The sequence below is a fragment of the Enterocloster bolteae genome (genome assembly GCF_002234575.2).
In the GTDB taxonomy this organism is placed as follows: domain Bacteria; phylum Bacillota; class Clostridia; order Lachnospirales; family Lachnospiraceae; genus Enterocloster; species Enterocloster bolteae.
Genome location: NZ_CP022464.2, coordinates 5,012,242 through 5,029,877 on the forward strand (window position 1 = coordinate 5,012,242; position 17,636 = coordinate 5,029,877).

The 17,636-nt window shown below is 47.8% G+C and carries 11 protein-coding genes; 8 read left to right on the forward strand and 3 right to left on the reverse strand.

The features are described from left to right. Window positions 1-99 precede the first annotated feature (99 nt). Window positions 100-3,012 (reverse strand): response regulator, encoded by a 2,913-nt coding sequence (locus CGC65_RS23105; RefSeq protein WP_002568694.1) that lies wholly within the window; start codon window positions 3,010-3,012, stop codon window positions 100-102. Window positions 3,013-3,460: 448 nt separating this feature from the next. Then, window positions 3,461-5,353, reverse strand: coding sequence for a sensor domain-containing diguanylate cyclase (locus CGC65_RS23110; RefSeq protein WP_002568695.1), 1,893 nt, complete (start codon window positions 5,351-5,353; stop codon window positions 3,461-3,463). Window positions 5,354-5,741: 388 nt separating this feature from the next. Between CGC65_RS23110 and CGC65_RS23115 the strand changes: the two genes are divergently transcribed. Next, entirely contained in the window at window positions 5,742-7,589 is a 1,848-nt protein-coding gene (locus tag CGC65_RS23115) for a putative bifunctional diguanylate cyclase/phosphodiesterase (protein WP_007036297.1), read from the forward strand. 96 nt (window positions 7,590-7,685) lie between these two features. Here CGC65_RS23115 and CGC65_RS23120 read toward each other — a convergent pair whose 3' ends face one another. Next, window positions 7,686-8,786, reverse strand: coding sequence for an AraC family transcriptional regulator (locus CGC65_RS23120; RefSeq protein ID WP_002568697.1), 1,101 nt, complete (start codon window positions 8,784-8,786; stop codon window positions 7,686-7,688). A gap of 137 nt (window positions 8,787-8,923) precedes the next feature. Between CGC65_RS23120 and CGC65_RS23125 the strand changes: the two genes are divergently transcribed. From CGC65_RS23125 to CGC65_RS23155, 7 genes are all read left to right on the forward strand, one after another. Then, the gene (locus CGC65_RS23125; RefSeq protein ID WP_002568698.1) at window positions 8,924-10,279 is read left to right on the forward strand and encodes an MFS transporter; all 1,356 of its coding nucleotides are present in this window, start codon (window positions 8,924-8,926) and stop codon (window positions 10,277-10,279) included. A gap of 12 nt (window positions 10,280-10,291) precedes the next feature. Beyond that, the gene (locus tag CGC65_RS23130) at window positions 10,292-11,932 is read left to right on the forward strand and encodes an alpha-L-rhamnosidase-related protein (RefSeq protein WP_002568699.1); all 1,641 of its coding nucleotides are present in this window, start codon (window positions 10,292-10,294) and stop codon (window positions 11,930-11,932) included. 155 nt (window positions 11,933-12,087) lie between these two features. After that, window positions 12,088-13,560 carry an aminotransferase-like domain-containing protein gene (locus tag CGC65_RS23135; protein WP_002568700.1) on the forward strand — a complete coding sequence of 491 codons (1,473 nt, stop codon included), beginning with the start codon at window positions 12,088-12,090 and terminating at the stop codon, window positions 13,558-13,560. 156 nt (window positions 13,561-13,716) lie between these two features. Beyond that, a complete protein-coding gene (locus tag CGC65_RS23140; RefSeq protein WP_002568701.1) occupies window positions 13,717-15,042 on the forward strand; it encodes an amidohydrolase in 1,326 nt (441 codons plus the stop codon). Window positions 15,043-15,062: 20 nt separating this feature from the next. Further along, complete coding sequence (locus tag CGC65_RS23145) at window positions 15,063-16,328, forward strand: MFS transporter (RefSeq protein ID WP_002568702.1); 1,266 nt, start codon at window positions 15,063-15,065, stop codon at window positions 16,326-16,328. A gap of 32 nt (window positions 16,329-16,360) precedes the next feature. Next, a complete protein-coding gene (locus CGC65_RS23150; RefSeq protein ID WP_002568703.1) occupies window positions 16,361-17,167 on the forward strand; it encodes a DUF3100 domain-containing protein in 807 nt (268 codons plus the stop codon). Continuing rightward, window positions 17,164-17,628: a hypothetical protein gene (locus tag CGC65_RS23155; RefSeq protein WP_002568704.1), complete on the forward strand. Its 465-nt coding sequence runs from the start codon at window positions 17,164-17,166 to the stop codon at window positions 17,626-17,628. Before CGC65_RS23150 ends, CGC65_RS23155 begins: the two co-directional genes overlap by 4 nt. Window positions 17,629-17,636: the final 8 nt, after the last annotated feature.

A 17,636-nucleotide genomic window follows, 5' to 3' on the forward strand; every position in this document is an offset into this window, starting at 1 on the left:
CACATCCTTTCAGACCAGCAGATAATGGTGGTCTATTTGTTGTACCTGAAATTTAATCAACAATAAATCTTGAAAATTTCTCATTTTCCTATTGACTTTTTATTTGCAGGCTTTATTTATAAACTTCCGGACCATACTATATAGCTTATCCAGCTCCACAGGTTTTCCTATATGAGCATCCATACCTGCATCCTTGCACCTGCGTATATCTTCCTTAAATACATCCGCTGTCATGGCGATGATTGGAACTATGGAGGCATCCGGCCGGCCCGAATTACGGATTTTTTTCGTAGCCTGCAGCCCATCCATTTCCGGCATATGTACATCCATCAGTATGATCTGGTAATATCCCTGACTGCTCTTGAGATAGGTGTCTAAGGCTTCTTTGCCATTATGGACACAATCCACTTCAGCCCCGCTGCTGTTCAAAATCTCAAACATGATTTCCAGATTCAGTTCATTGTCATCCGCCACCAGAATCCTGACACCTTCCAGTTTTCTGACGCCTTCCAGTTTTTCTGTTTCCTGAATCTGCTGTTCTTCGTATTCCTGGTATCCGCCCTGGATGTATTGCTTCATCTGTTCCAAAATGTCAGCTTTAAAAATCGGCTTTGTCAGAAAACCGTTAATCCCTGCCTGAATCGCTTCCTCTTTTACATTTTCCCAATCATACGCGGACAACAGAAGAATCGGCATTCCGCTGCCCAGCCGCGCTCTAATCCGTCTGGCAGTTTCCACCCCATCCATCTCCGGCATCTTCCAGTCCACGATGACGATACAGTAATCATCTTCCATTACATGGGCCTGCCATGCTTTTTCCACTGCCTCCATCCCATTCATAACCCAATCCGCGCGGATACCCGTCTCCTGCAGGATTAAGCTGATGCTTTCACACGCATCCTGATCGTCATCCACAATCAGAACAGAATAGCCGGCCAGATCCGGTAATTCCTGCATCTGCAGTTTTGGCAGTTTAAGTGGAAGTTCCACTGTAAACCGTGAGCCCATGTCTTTCTCACTTTCAACATATATATCACCCTCCATCATGTCCACTATGCTCTTTGTAATAGCAAGTCCTAACCCGGTACCCGTTGCCTGGCTCATCCTGCTGTCCTCCGCCCGCTCAAATGGCGCGAATACGCGCTCCAGAAATTCAGGAGTCATGCCGATTCCATTGTCCTCAACCACAAAGCGCAGCCGTATGGTGTCTGCATCAACATTCGTCTCTGTAATCTGCATACTGATTGTGCCGCCCGCCTGTGTATATTTCATGGCATTTGACAGAAGATTGAGCAGTATTTTCTGCAGGTGGAGCCCATCGCTGATAACCGTGTCATGTTCCAAAATCTGTGATTTCAGTTCAAATGACTGCCTTTTTTTATCCATATCCGGTCTGATGAATGAAATCAGGTTCGCCATCATACTGGGTAAATGCACATTTTCTTCCTTAAGGCTGATTTTCCCGCTCTCGATCCTGGACATATCAAGCACCTCATTAATCAGCTGCAGCAGATGACCGGAAGCCGCTGTAATTTTATTCAGACAGGACTCTACTTTTTCCATATTGTCCAGGCTGTTCAGCGCGACATTGGTCATTCCTATGATACCATTCATTGGAGTTCTGATATCATGCGACATGGAAGAAAAAAATGCGGTCCTGGCCTGGTTGCTGTTCTGCGCCTGCTTGAGGGCATCTGCCAGATGCTCACGCATATTATGTTCTTTGGTTGTCTCCTGAAACACGGCAAGATACTGGCCGTAATCCGCCGGAATCATATGGACTGCAAACCAGCGCTTCACTTCATTGGGGCCATCCCCCACCATGGCTTCCCTGGTCACCTGCTTATTCAATGTTCCGTCCAGGAAACTGTTTCCCGCAGGATCATCCGGCGCCATTCCGCTGGCACTAAATACCAGCTTAGGCCTTTCCTGTACCTGCTTTGCAGTAATTCCAAGAAGCACCGGCAGGTTGTCAGACACAAGCTCCACCTTCTGTGTAGACGGTGTGTAGAGCAGAAACACAAAATCTATATTGGCGGAAAGATTTCGGAACAGCTTTTCCCTGTACTCCCTCTGCCTTGCCTCCTCCCTCATAGACTGTCTTCCAGTTACAAGATTAGCAATCGCAACCGCACCAATCAGAAGAAAAGTAAACATAGTATAAAGCATAATGATGATAGGTGTTGACTCCCGCTGAAGGACTGCCCGTGGAATCATGGTAATCAGATAGCTCCCTTCCGGCGCGTCTAATGGAAGAAAGCCTAGAAGGGATTTCTGGTTCTCGTTTATTACGACAAGGGTACCGCTTATTCCTTCCTGCATCACCTCACAAAGCGTATTCTGTACAGCCCTGCTGTTCCCCTGCATTGCCAGATAGCTGTAAATATCCGGCTGTTCTGCTGTACCTCTGGATTCGATAATGTAATTTCCGTTCTTATCCACCACATAGGCATACCCCTCCCCGTTATTAAAGGTAAATAAGGTTGGAAGATTATAATCATTAATAACCCGGTCCGCATAAATTGCCCCTATCTGTTTTTCATCCTTTCTGACAGGGGACTGGTATGTAATCTGAAGCCGTCCGCTTGCACCATAATAAGGAGCCGACATCCCGTCCTTTCCACTGGAAAGGGCCAGATCGTCAAAGGGCAGATCAGATACATGGACTAAATTCCCATCACTATCTACACCTTCTCCATCCATGGTTATATATGTAAAGTGAAAAAAATCAGTGGATTTTACATATCCCAGCAAAGTCTCTCCAACTGCACTCTCCTGCTCCGATGCGAGCATATCGGCCAGGGTAAACAAAAGCTCCCTGTCGAGACTAATTTTATTATTCAGTCCCTCGCTGATAACCTTGCTGGAAGTAAGAAGATTCTGGTTTGCGCTGAGGTTCATTCTGCCGGTAATCTGCACAAGAAAAAATACAGAGATTGATAAAGCAGTCACACAAATCCCAGCCGGAACTGCCAACATTGCAATTGATTTTTTTTTCGGCTTTGTTTTCATTTTTATCTCCCTTAAATATCTAAATACTGCTTTATAAGCCCAAAAAGATATCGCAACACTTTGCTAAATAATGTGTTTGCGATAATCAATACGAAGCAGTTCAGACACAGAGGTATCGTTTATATAGTTATCAAATAGATTGCCTTCTAATCTTGGTACCTCAACCATATATTCAAAATAATTATATCACCACAAACTATATGAATCAATCATTGGATTGTATTTTTTCCAGTATTTCATAAAATACTGAACTGCTGCTTATTCTGATTACCTTATGAAAATGTTTGCCACAACAAGCTTAACAAATTTAAAAATGCCCATAATTCCCCTCTAAAAGGAACATGAGCATTTAAAAACTGCTTATTTGATTGTTTGATATTCACCCGATGGGTTCTTACTGCGTCCCGATATCCCCTTTCATTATAGCAATCCTGCTCTCATGTCTGACCTAAGAAACAATGGTAAACCCGTCCTTCCCCCGCTGCTTTGTCTCATAAAGGGCACGGTCAGCCTGCTGGTATAAATCCTCAAAGTTTGCCCCGTCCCTGGGGTATAGGGCAATACCGATGCTGGCCGTGACACTGCATCTTATGTCTCCCCTTCCAATTACCGTATGGAGGGCGGAGGAGAGAATCTTTACTTTTTCTTCTACACATTCCGTATCCGATACCTGAATAAACGCCGCGAATTCATCGCCGCCAATCCTGCCAAGGATATCCCCTTCCCTGAAATGACTCTTAAGGATATCTGAAAAACTGCAGATGCAGAAATCTCCAAAAGAATGGCCGTACCTGTCATTTACCATCTTGAATTCATCAATATCAAAAATAAAAAACGCATACATTTTGTCCGGACTCTCAGACAGCTGTTTATCAATCAGACGCTCGGTTGCCTTTTTGGAAAGAAGCTTTGTCATTTCATCAATAGCAGCCTGCCACTCCCGTTTCTTTTCCGCATCTATGTTTCTCCGGTAAGAGAACATGTGGACGGAACTGTCTTCTTCCGAATAAAACAGGAAGGTTTCTACACGAATCCAATGATAATCCTCACCGTTCTGCGAAATCATAAAGTCATACTGAAGATGGTTATTTCCGGCGTTATACTCCCGGATGGCATTTTCCGGGGTAAACATGGAAACATAGCCTTCCCGGAACTCCTCTTTAATTTGTTCCCGGGCAATGACACACAATCCCTGGTCAAAGGGAAGCCCTCCGGCTCCCAGACTCTTAAAGTATTCCTCTGTCTGTTTCCCCACATAGCTGTTCTTTGTCAGATTCAATTCGTAAATACTGTCGTAAAGCTGTTCCGTGGCCTTTTTAAAAAGAGCCTGCCGCTCCTCAACCAGCTCCGTCACCTGGCTGCTGTACTTCCGGATTACAGCAGTAATGACAATCAGAACAGTGAGAATTACCACAGTCAGTATAAAACCAGTCTGATAAAGCTGGCGGTTCATGGCCTCCACAATGGGTCCGGTATTCTGTTCCACAAGCAGATACCAGGAGAGCTCCGGAATATACCGCTCCACAATAAAGCTTCTCTTTCCTTCCTTTGGACCTGTATCAGTCCAGAATTCCATACTGTTATCCGACTCCCGGAAATCAAGTACCTGTTCCCGTATATGTTCCTGGCCATATACTCCAAACCAGTCCTTCTTTTCATATCCATTATAGGTGGTGGATATCTCTATAAAACCATCCTGGTTAATCAGGCTGGCCTGATTGCCATAGCTGTCTTCATATTCCTGCAGCAGCTCTTCCAGATAATCTATCTGAATTCCCACTCCCACGATGCCAATCACCGCCCCGTCCGGCGCAGTAACCTTGCAATTCACAAAGACAGTTATCCTGTTATCCGCTCCCTCTACCTGGTCATTATCCACGTTAAGGGAATACTCCAAATCATTGCCAAGAAGTTCATAATACCATTCGTTTTCCGGATCCCCTTTTTCCATTACACGGTCAAGGCCATTAAAATTATAGTAGCGGCCGGAATTTGCGGATATCAGGAACACGGAATCAAAGCCATATTTCTTCTGGTATGTCTCCAGATACGTTTTTGTAGTCTCCGCAAAATCCAAAGCATCCATACGGCTGTTTTCTGCAAGAAGATGGTCCACCAAAAGGCTGTCATGAGACATTGTCAGCGAAATGTTCACCGGCTTTGTAAGCATTGCCTTCAGCTGGTAATAAATTCCCTCCGCTGTCAGGGAGGATACTTGTTCTATGTTCTCTAATGATGCACGGTAATTGGCGCGGTAGCTGAAAAACGCTGTAAGGATAAATCCTACCACCAGTATACTGCTGACTAACAGGTTCGTCTGAAACAACTTATTGTTTTTCATTCGATACCTCCTCTATTCTCTGTGCGGAACAACTCTTACTATCTATTTTAAGACGGATTCAGCCTCTCCTGGCGCGCTGCCACGGCTTTACTGTTAACGTCTACGGGTCTGCCTGATACAGAACATTATACACCCGCGTCTACCCTATTTCCAGTTTCTTTTATTTCACTTATATGCTGACTGAACAGACTCTTTCTTTTCCGTTCCCCGCTTCCCGCTTCTCCTTTAAATTTTTGTAATAAATTACAAAATAATATTATTTATCTCTCGTATATTGAAATAAAATGCATAGTTTGATACAATTGAGCTATTGATATCATTGCAAACCCGCTGTATGGTTAGCACAATGAATCCGGAAAGGCAGCAATGGCTGTTGTAGGCACCCCATATGAAGCGGTTTTTTAGAGGCGGACTGATCTCCCTGTTTATTTTACTTTTCCTGTTCGGCAGTATTACCATTCAAACAGTAATCCAAACCCAGACAAACGGAAGGCTCATCAACTATGTAGGAATTGTCCGCGGTGCCAGCCAGCGGCTCATAAAGTTAGAACTTTCCGGCCAGCCCGATGACGATATGATTGCCTATCTGGACAGCATTCTTCTGGAATTACAGGGCGGAGAGGCCACATATGGTCTTCCTTCACCTGACGATCCGGCCTATCAGAGGGATTTGGCAAAGCTGGAGCTGATGTGGAGTCAGGTAAAGGACGAAATCTCTGCCTACCGCAGCGGGTCCGCTGACAGTTCCAGACTGCTTTCCCTCAGCGAGGACTTTTTTGAACAGGCCAATCATACCGTGTTTTCCGCCGATGCCTACTCAGCCCGGCAGATGCGTTTTCTTCTGACCGGCTGTCTGGTCATGATGGGAGTCATGTCACTCACCTGGATATTTATATTGTGGGCCAACTCTAAAAATCTATTGAAGCTTGAAGTCCAGAATGAACAGCTGAATGATCTGGCATCCCGCGACACTCTTACCGGGGTTTACCTGTTTAGCGCTTTCAAGGAAAAAGCCCAGCAGCTTCTGGACACCAGGCCGGAAAAGTTTGCTGTTGTCTATACTGATTTCTCTGACTTCAAGTATATTAATGATGTGTTCGGCTATGATTACGGCGACCTTCTGCTGTCCCAATACGGAAAACTCCTGCTAAAGGGGCTGCATGAATATGAATTATGCGGCCGTGTATCAGCAGATAACTTTGTACTGCTTCTCCATTACAACGAAAAAAGCGAGATAGCGGCCCGCCAGGCTGACGCGGATTACGAAATTCTCCGCTTTATGCATACGGCCCATGACGGCCAGATGCTCCCCACAAACTGCGGTATCTGCTGCATAGAGGATGTCATAGAGTCACTGACCATCGACGGTCTTCTGGACCGGGCCAATTTTGCCAGAAAAACAGTTAAAACAGGAAACAAGCAGAATTATGTTTATTATGATGAGAGTATCCGCAGCCACCTCAGAGAAGAAAAAGACATAGAAAACAGAATGCTGACTGCCCTTGAAAACAGAGAGTTCACGGTCTATTACCAGCCAAAGGTCAACCTTGCAACAGGAAAAATCGGCTGTGCAGAGGCTTTGGTCCGCTGGCAGTCCCAGGCCGGCGCCATCATTCCTCCGGACCGCTTCATCCCTGTATTCGAGAGAAAATATATGATAGACCGCCTTGACCAGTATGTATATGAAGAGGTCTGCCGTTGGCTCCGGAGTCTGATTGACTCGGGCAGAAAACCCCTTCCCGTGTCTGTCAATGTGTCCCGGCTTCAATTCTATGATCAGAATTTTGTTGACCGGTATGTGAGTATACGCGACCAGTACGCCATTCCCCCAGAGCTTCTTGAGGTGGAATTTACGGAATCCATTGCATTTGACAACACTGCCCGGCTGCTGCAGACAGTAGCCCGGCTTAAAAAGGCAGGCTTCTCCTGCTCAATTGATGATTTTGGAAAAGGTTATTCTTCTCTGGGGCTGCTGAAAAATCTGCCTATTGATGTACTGAAAATTGACAGCTTGTTCTTTGATGAAGGACCGGACCAGAACAAGGATATGGCACTGGTTGAGGGTATTATTGATATGGTGAAAAAATTTGACATCCGCACAGTGGCAGAAGGAATCGAGTCCATGGACCAGGTCGAATATCTGAAGCAGATTGGCTGTGACTATGTACAGGGCTATGTTTTCTACCGCCCCATGCCCCAGTCTGACTATGAAGCACTGATTATACAGGGATGCTGAGCAAATAAGCTACATTTTTATATATGCGCTGCCACCATGAAACAGAGAGGATAAGATGATGTTTTGGAAAAACCGTCATCTTATCCTCTCTGCGTATTACAGTGCCTGCGGCCCTGTCCGGCTCTCCCCGCCCGGCCCGGTGAAAAGACGGCTCCCCGTATTCCCCTTTCTGTACTTCCCAGGCGGCATTTCATACAGCTTCCTGAACATCCTGTTAAAATGCTCCACATTCTCAAATCCCACCCGGCTGCTTATCTCCGCTATGCTGATATTTGTATTTTTCAAAAGGATGGCAGCTTTCTGAAATCGGATTTCCTGTACAATCTGTGTAAATGATTTACCGGTGTATTCCTTTATGATTTTGGAACAATAGGGCTGGGAAAAATGAAACTGCGCAGCGGTTTGCTTTAAGGTGACACTCTGGTAGTTGTCCTCAATATAGCTTAAGATTCTTATGCTCTCCTCTGTGGCCCTGCGCATAACGGAAGGCAGCTGAATACGATCTTCGTAGCTTTGAAGTATTTTGGCAAACAGTATCATCAGCTGATTGTTGAGTATCTTTTCATAGTACCGGCTCTTTCCCAGGTATTCCAGAAACATGGAAAGAACATATTCCTTAAGCACCTGGTCACCCCTGGCCGGAATAATCAGATAGGGATTATGGACTCCTGAATACAGGGACTGGTTAAAAAAAGTGGCTATCATGTTTGTGTCCCTTAGCATATTAAAAAATATATCCTCAAAGGTACTCCGCCTTACCAGTATGTTCACCAGCAGGCTGTCGTCAAACACGCTCACGCTGTGTATGGTATCCGGCGCCAAAAGGCAAAAGTCCCCTTCCTCCATCTCAATCCTGTCTTTCCCCACATCCTGGCTGCAGTGTCCCTTTACCACATAGGCCAGCTCGAAAAATATATGGCGGTGCCGGAAAGGGGGTGTGAAACGGTTGTGCTTGCTAATCACAATATGGTTCTTATCCTCCGCGTCAAAATAGGCTTCATCCTTCATGTCAGAAGGCATCCAGCCCCCTGATACCTCCGGCACGATCAAACGGCGCTGTATGACTTCATTAAAATCCAGACTTTCCAAGAAATCCTCCAGCATCCATTTATCCTGCTTCACATTATAATACTGCTGATAAAATCGCTCATCCTCGTTAAATTCCATCAGCTGGTTCTCTAATTCTCCGGTAGTCATGGTTTTTCCCTCCCATCTCTGTTATGATTGTAACAGACAGGTTATAAAACATCAATTTATTTGATTATAAAACTCAATCGTTTTTTATTGCCTTATCCCTTACAATAACAGCATCAAATACAAGGAGGGGTTATTGAATGAAACAAGATTCAACCATGAGGTACGTGAAGCAGCAGATATGGAAACAAAGAATTGGCTATGGGGTTTCTGACTTTGCATGCAATCTGATTTGGCAGATGATTTCCCTGTATCTCTTATATTTTTACACGGATGTCATGTCCCTGAGCGCGAAGTCCATCGCTTTTATGTTTGTTGTCACGCGATTTATAGACGGAGGGACGGATTTACTGATTGGCTATTGCATTGACCATACCCGTACACGGTGGGGGAAGTCCAGGCCTTATTTTCTCTTCGGAGCCATACCATTTGCATTGTTTGCCGTCCTAGCCTTCAGTGTACCCGACATTTCCCAGTCAGGCAAGCTTATCTATGCCTATGCGACTTACATCGGTCTGTCTTTTACCTACACTGTGGTGAACATTCCCATGGCTTCCATCCTGCCAAGCCTGACAACCGATACCCAGGAACGGACAGCCCTGTCCACCACGCGCAAGTTCTTCGCCTTTCTGGGCTCTACAGTGGTCAGCTCCACGGCCTTAAAGCTGGTGGATTCCCTGGGCAAAGGCAGCGAAGCTCTGGGCTTTCGTATCGTAATGATAATCTTTGGTTTCATTGGATGCCTGCTATTCTTCTTTACCTTTGCCACTGTAAAAGAACGGGTAAATACGGCCGCTGAGAGCGTTTCCCTGAAAGAAAGCCTTATGTCCCTGGGAAAAAACAAGCCCTGGCTTATCTTTGCCCTCAACATTATTTTCATGTGGACCGGCTTTTTTCTCCAGACCAGTGCAATTGTTTACTACTATACAGCTGTCATAGGAAGCAAGGAGCTGTCAGTTACCATTGCCACCATCATGTCCATTGTGCCCATGGCAGCCAATTTCCTGGTGCCCGCACTGGCCGGACGCATGGGAAAACGCAACCTGTATGTGGGCAGTGCTGCCATACAGCTGGCCGGGCTGGTTGTCATCCTCTTTGCAGGTATAAACCATGGGGCTATACTGGCCGGAGCAGTGGTAACCGCTCTGGGATACGGCATGAAGGAAAGCATCTATTTTTCCATGCAGGCAGACCCGGTGGACTACGGTGAATGGAAGACCGGCGTCAACACAGCCGGTTCACTGTCCGCCATCAACGGCTTCCTGGGAAAGGTGGCCCAGGCGGCCGCCGGCGGTATCAGCGGAGTCCTTCTGGCATGGGGTGCTTACCAGGGCGGTGCTTCGGCACAGAGTTCCAATGCAGTACTGGCAATCAAAGCCATGTACCTGTATATTCCCATGCTTCTTCTTATATGCTCCATCGTCACTATGCTGTTTTACAATCTGGATAAGATTTATCCCCAAATTAAGGCTGTACTGGATTCCCGAAACGAATAAGGAGATATAACAATGGCGCAGATTACAAATCATATTGAAAACTTTAAAATGAATATAAATGAGGATTTCGTAAGAAAAGCCCAGGAACTGGAGCCAGCTCTTCACTACAAAACAGTCCGGCCCGCGCAGCTCGTCTCATTCCAGCCTTCAGATGCCCCAGACAAGCCCAATGGCTGGGACCTCCCGGTCCATAACAGGGCAGACCGGGTCTTTGACTGGATTCCCTGCCGTATGCAGCCCGTGGAAGCACTGGATACCATGCCTCTGTCAAAGGGCAGTTCCGTGTGCCTGGATTTCGGCACCCACCATGTGGGTTATATATCCTTCCGCCTGACGCCTGCAGGCAGTCCGCCTGACGCTCCGGCCCATATACGGATTAAGCTGGGGGAAATGCCCTGTGAAATTATGGAGGACACCGCATCCTACCGGGGCTCCATCAGCAGCAGCTGGATCCAGGAGGAATACCTTCATATTGATGAGCTGCCGGCCAGAATCTCTCTGCCCAGGCGGTACGCTTTCCGCTACCTGGAACTGAAGGTCATGGACACCTCCCCCAAATACCAGGTGCTGCTAAGTGATGTATCCTGTGATACCGTCACTTCCGGCGACATGTCCCAGGTAGATCCCCTGAATGAAAATGTGCCGGAAGACCTGAAACGAATCGACGCCATAGCCCTTAAGACAATGGAGGACTGCATGCAGTCTGTGTTTGAGGATGGCCCCAAACGCGACCGGCGCCTATGGATTGGAGACTTAAGGCTCCAGGCTCTGACCAATTACGAAACATTTAAGAACTATGATCTGGTAAAGCGGTGCCTGTACCTGTTTGCCGGACTTACCCAAAACGAACATCATGTAGGCGCCTGCCTGTTCCTGCGGCCGGCCCCGATGGTAGATGATACTTCCCTGTTTGACTATGGCCTGTTCTTTATTTCCTGTCTCCATGACTATTATCAGGCCACCGGAGACCGGGAAACCCTGATGCAGCTGTGGCCTGCTGCTTACCACCAGGCTGAGCTTGCGCTAAAACGTCTGGATGGCAGAGGCGTGGTAAAAGACAGCGGCGACTGGTGGTGCTTCCTGGATTGGAATGACAGTCTGAACAAACAGGCCGGCGCACAGGGCGTCCTGATTTACACCCTGAGGCAGGCCCTTTCTTTAGCCCGGCTTATGTGCAGTGAGACATCCGGGGCAGAATCCGTCAAACAGTTGGAGAGCTGGATAGAAACCGCTGTCCGCGGAGCCCTGGAATATCTGTGGGATAAGGAACTGCGGTTCTTCATAAGCGGACAGAACCGCCAGGTGTCCTGGGCCTCTCAGATATGGCTGGTCCTGGCGGGTGTGCTGGACCAGGAGTCAAACCGCAGACTGCTGGAACATCTTGTAAAGGAGGACCCGCCTGTGGGAATGGTTACCCCCTACATGTACCATCATTTTATAGAAGCCCTGATACAAAACGGCATGAAGGACACTGCACTCCACTACATCCGCTTTTATTGGGGACAGATGGCGGACCTGGGCGCGGACTGTTTCTGGGAACTCTTTAATCCCAGGGACAGGTATGCCTCCCCCTATGGCTCCAGAATCATTAACAGCTATTGCCATGCATGGAGCTGCACACCCTCCTATTTTATACGGAAATATTTCAACTGAATCAGGGCGGGTTTCATCTGCCTGGTATATGCCATCCGTTGCAGAACCCGCGCACTCCGCATATGACAGAAATTCATTGTTTTTATAATATAATTGAATTAGAATGATATAAAACAAGACAGAAACTTTGAAGGAATATCATAAAAGGAGCGAATATGGAGATTCAACTGAAGAAAAACAGTACAACCCCGCTGTACAAACAGATCCGGAACACAATCCGCAGTCAGATACTCTCCGGCCAGCTCTCCGACGGCTTTAAGCTGCCCTCGGAGCGCCAGCTGGTGGAAAAGCTGGGTGTCCACCGCAATACTGTTAAAAAGGCGTATGAGATGCTCATTCATGAGGGGTTGGTCTATGCCTCCGTCAAGGCACCCAGGGGATATTTTGTGAGAAACAGCCCTTCCGAGGTAAAACCCGACGGCAAACCGGATACAAGGAAAGCATTTTCTTCTCTGGACAAGAATTTTAATTACCATTTTCTAGGGACGCAAAATACGTTCCAGCGTCTGTATAATTCCTCATACCTCTCCGATAGCATTTCCTTTGCCGGCGTTCTGGTAAATAAAGAAACACTTCCATTGTCTTATCTGCATGAGATTATGGATGAAATTACTTCCGGTGATGACTTAGAGCCATTCTGGTTCTGCGATCCCCAGGGAACGGAGCGTATGAGAGCATGCCTGGCATCCCTGCTCTTTGGGAGGAAGATTTACGTACAGCCCCAGAATATCCAAATCATAACCGAGACTTACGAGGCCCTGAGCAATATCGCCTTCATGTATCTGAAGGAAGGTGATTTTGCAATTGTGGAGGAACCGGTCATGCCTGCCATTGTCAACATCCTTCTGCATACAGGAGCCCATGTGCTCTTTGTTCCCGTGGAAAAAGACGGTATCCAGATCGAAATACTGGAAAACCTGGTTGAACGCTATCGCCCCAAGTTAATCTATTCCATGCCAAACTTCCACAACCCCTCTGCAGCCGTAATGAGCCTGGAAAAAAGGAAACGGCTTCTTCAGTGCGCCCTATCACACAACATCCCCATAGTGGAAGATGACTCCCTGTTCGACTTTAACTACAGCGGCATTACACTTCCAAGCCTGTACTCCATGGATCGCACCAACTCGGTCATTTATATAGATTCCTTTAATCTGTCCTTTTTCCCCGGCGCCCGGGTGGGCTATATCGTGGCTCCTGATAATGTGATCAAGACCTACCGGCGTATTGTGAATAAGGATCAGATGTTTCTCAACAGCTTAAGCCAGTATATGTGGGCCCGTTTTTTTGAAAAGGGATACTATGAAAAGCACAGACAGTTTCTGATTGACTTTTACAGAAAAAAACGCGATCTGATGTGCAGCGCCCTCTCCTGTATTCCCGGTTTGTCTTTCTCTGTCCCGGACGGCGGTCTTGTTATCTGGATCCGCCTGCCTGAATATACAAATGACCGGCAGATTGCCGCGGCGGCAGAGCGGACAGGACTGCTTCTCATGCCGGGAAATACCTTTTTTGCCGAGGGCAGCCATGGAGAGTCTTATATCCGGGTCTCCTATTCCTCTGTCACGGACGAAGAAATCGCAGAGGGGTGCCGGCGCATGGCAGAGGTCCTGAATTCCTGCCGGATCTAACAAAATAGTGTACCAATATTCATATTGGTACACATATCAAAATCATTATGGTACTTTACTCCTGACCGTCTTAGTAATAAAATACAAAATCATAGGACGCGCGTATCCGTAAATGCAGCATATTTTACTTTTATCGGAAATCAGGAGGAAAACCGAATGGAAGAATTATACAAGAAAACGCTGGACCGGCTGAAGGCCGAGCTTAAGAAACAACTGCCGGAGATAGAGGCAAATGGTGACTGGCTCTGGCATCACCCGGAGGCAGGATTTAAAGAAACAGAAACCCAGAAATACTGTCTGGAGGTTCTGAAAAACCATGGCTTTGAGGCCTGTACCTGGCCGGATGTAACAGGTTTTACCTGTACCTATGACACCGGAAGGCCCGGCCCCTGTGTGATGATCATGGGAGAGATGGATTCACTTATCTGCTATTCCCATCCGGACTGCAATCCTGAAACAGGTGCAGCCCATGCCTGCGGCCATTCCATCCAGGTGGCCACAGCCATGGGGGCGTTCATCACTCTCACAGAGAGCGGCGTATTAGAGAATTTCGGCGGAAAGGTCATGTTAGCCGGTGTTCCTGCGGAGGAATGCCTGGAGATAGAGTGGAGAACCCGGGAAATCCAAAAGGGGCGGCTCCATTACCTTTGCGGCAAAGCGGAACTGCTGTACCGGGGCGCATTTGACGGCGTGGACATTGTCATCTCCATGCACGCCGGTCTGGGAAATGACGGCACAATCACCATCCTTGGCTCCCACAACGGCTTCATCTCCAAAAATGTCACATTCCAGGGACGATCCGCCCACGCGGCAGCGGATCCGGAAAACGGGATCAACGCCCTGTACATGGCAAATACGGCTCTGACTGCTCTCAATTCCTTAAGAGAAACCTTTAAGGACAGCGATACTGTGCGTGTTCATCCAATCATCACCAAAGGCGGTACGGTTGTAAATGCCATTCCTGAGGAAGTATGCGTAGAATGTCTGTGCCGTGCCGGAAAGACGGAAACGGTTCTGGATGTTTCAAAGAAATTTGACCAGGCCATGGGGGCAGGCGCTTACGCCTTCGGCGGGAAGGCCCTGGTTCGCACACAGCCTGGTTACCTGCCCTACCGCCCCCTGCCGGAGCTTGACCAGGCAGCGGTTCAGACAGCAGACGATATCCTGGGCAAAGGCCGCGTAAACAAAGGCGGACATAACTGCGGTTCTACGGATCTTGGCGACTTAAACGAGGTCATTCCCGGAATCCAGGTATTTGTCAACTATATGTATGGGGACCATCACGGGGCGGATTACAGGATTGCGGACCGGAAAATATATGAAACCGCATCTTTATTTCTGGCTGCCATGGCCTGCCGCCTGCTGGATGACGGGGGCGCCCTGGCCAAAAAAGTGAAGGCGGCCCATAAGCCCCTGTTCGCCAGCGCCGAAGACTACTGTGCTTATGTAAAGTCCCTTGAAACCGAGCAAATTTTACCATAATGGACAAACGAGGTGAACATATGGAAACTCCATCCTTAAAAAAGAATCTGCCGCTCTTAATCACGCTGACATTGTCCGGTTCCTTTATCTGCTCTCTTCCCTGGTTCCGTTCATACTATTATAATCCCTTTATGGAAACCTTCGGCATGACCAATACCCAGATGGGCCTGTGCGGTACGGCCCTCGGCGTAGGCGGAATCGCCGCATACCTGTTCGGCGGAATTATCTGCGACTACATATCCATCAAAAAACTGATTCCCGCAGCCATGATATCAACAGGTGCCCTGGGACTTGTGATGCTGACCATTCCTTCTCCCATCATTATGGTAATCATTCACGGTCTGTTTGCCATCACCTGCCTGATGCTCTTTTTCCCGGCTCAGACAAAGGCGGTGCGTAATCTGGCATCTGTCAATGAGCAGGGAAAGGCCTTCGGTATCTTTGAAGGAGGACGCGGTATCTCAAACGCCGTATATCTGGCAATCGCTGCTTTGATTTTCGGCCAGATGACGATTATAAAAAGCGAATCCTTTGGCGTACGCGGAATCATTCTGTTCTATTCTGTTATGACCATTCTCCTGGGTGTGATTGATATTGTCCTGCTGAAGGGAATTGACGATGGCAAAAAAGGTGACAGCAATGATACTGTAAACTTAAAAATGCTTACAAAGCCCCTCAAAATGCCTGCAGTCTGGCTGATGATTGGCATCATCTTCGCGACATTAACCATCAGCACCGGTTACTACTATATTTCACCTTATGTAACCGAGGTGTTCGGTGTCAGCGCGCTTCTTGGCGCTGTTCTGTCCTCTTCCTCACAGTACATACGTCCCATTGCCTCCTTCGGGGCAGGCGTGCTGGGCGACAGAATCAACAATTCCAAGGTCATGCTCATTGGACAGATTGGACTCGCTATTGCTCTGGTTATTATCCTGGCCGTTCCGTCCTCCATGGGAGTCCTTCCCATTCTGGTGGCCTGCCTGATGATTTTCTTCTGCATGTATATGTGCGTAACCATGCATTTTGCCATTATGGATGAGGAATATTTCCCGCCTGAATGCGTGGGAACCGCTATCGGCCTGATATGTGCCATTGGCTATCTGCCGGAGGCCACATCACCCTTTGTAGCTGGTGTGATTCTGGATCATTTTCCAGGTGCCGCCGGATACCGCCTGTTCTTTGTCTACCTTTTTGCCGTTACTGTTTTCGGACTGGTACTGACTGTTATCTGGCTGCGCAGAACAAAAGCCAGACGGGCGGAGATTCTGGAAAAGCTGAAAAAATAGGCCGGACGGCCCAGAGAAGGGGGGCAATAACTATGCGAAAGAAACTGTCTGATATGACAAAACAATACTCTTCATTTTTTCTATGTGTTATCCTGTGCTGCCTGGCCGCAGAATTCATTGGTCCCATTAAGCTCTCCTTAGGGAGGTTTACCGTTACCTTTCTGCCGCTGTTATACGCCATGCTTCTTATGCTGGTCCTGTATCTGGCAAAACCGGTCCGGGGAGTGGGGAAAGCTTATGTTCCGGCTGCTTCCAGGATGCTGTCCATGGGGGTTGTGTTCGCCATGGCAAAGCTGGGCATTTCCAGCGGCGCTTCCATAAAGGAGATGATTTCCGCCAGTCCAATCCTGATTTTACAGAACATCGGAAACATTGGAACCGTGCTTTTTGCCCTTCCCATTGCCCTGATATTAGGCATGAAACGGGAAGCCGTGGGCATGAGCTATGCGCTCAGCCGCGAGCCGAATGTTGCTCTGATTGCCGATATGTACGGCAGTGAATCCGATGAATTTAAGGGCGTTATGGTCTGCTACATCGTGGGAACCGTATTCGGCAGCATTTTTATGAGTGTTATTCCTCCGCTTTTTGTCACCCTTGGAATCTTCCGCCCTGAAGCCGCCGCCATGGCTGTGGGGGCAGGAAGTTCCTCCATGATGGCGGCAGGACTGGCAGGTGTGATAGAAGCATCCCCTGCCAGCAATCCCGACACGCTGACAGCCTTTGCAACCATCAGCAATGTTATCTCATCTGCAATCACAGTCTACCTTGGGATCTTTATAACCATCCCGCTGAGCAACCTGATTTATAAGGTCATGAAAAGAAAAGGGGTACCATCATGAGCGAAAAAGTATCTTTTAAAAGTCTCTGCGTGGAATGGGTAATTTCACTGACTGTAATGGTGATTCTGACCATGGCCTGTAATATCGTTGGATATGGCGGCCGGTTTCTGGAATCCATTCCCGGAATGCTGATTCTGTGCGTAATCAGCTTCCTTGGACTGACGGCAAAACACTTCATCCCCAGCAGCCTGCCGGCTGTAACCTATATCGGAATTATCGGAATGCTGGCCGCCGTCCCTGCTTCTCCCGTATCCGCTCCCATTATCTACTGGACCGGTAAAATTGATTTAATGGCTTCCATCACCCCCATTCTGGCCTTTGCCGGCGTGCTGTTAGGCAAGGACTGGAAAGCATTCCTGTCCATTGGCTGGAAGGGCGTTCTGGTGTCGCTGCTAGTGATCTTCGGGACTTTCTTTACATCAGGGCTGATAGCGCAGTTCATGGGAGCCGGGACAGTCTGACGCACACG